This window comes from Clostridium sp. CTA-7, assembly GCF_054768095.1.
This window is the reverse complement of sequence record NZ_BAAAAV010000032.1, coordinates 1-380: the sequence shown is the minus strand read 5'-3', so window position 1 is coordinate 380 and position 380 is coordinate 1. Positions and strand designations below refer to the sequence as shown.

Sequence of the window (380 nt, the reverse complement as noted above, 5' to 3'; positions counted from 1 at the left end):
GGATTTTCAATAAAGTATTTCTTTACTGCATCAGAAAATGGTATTTTTAAATCTGTTGCTACATTAACTTTGCATATTCCAAGTGAAATAGCCTTTTTAACTAATTCATCTGGTACATCTGATGCTCCATGTAAAACTAGTGGTACATCTACCATATCTCTTATTTCCTTTAATCTATCAAAGTCAAGCTTTGCTTCACCTTTATATAATCCATGAGCTGTTCCAATAGCTACTGCTAATGAATCTATTCCTGTTCTTTCTACAAATTCTTTTGCTTGTTTTGGATTAGTGTACATAGCATCTTTTTCATCTACTACTAAGTCATCTTCTTGCCCACCTAGTTTTCCAAGTTCAGCTTCTACTGTTGCATCAAATTTATG

Annotated in this window: 1 protein-coding gene; it reads right to left on the bottom strand. The window is 32.6% G+C overall.

What is annotated here, in order from left to right; translation table 11 throughout:
- Positions 1 to 380 (bottom strand): class II fructose-bisphosphate aldolase (locus ACYUEX_RS18745; RefSeq protein WP_460289463.1); only part of this gene is annotated, 380 nt, incomplete at both ends.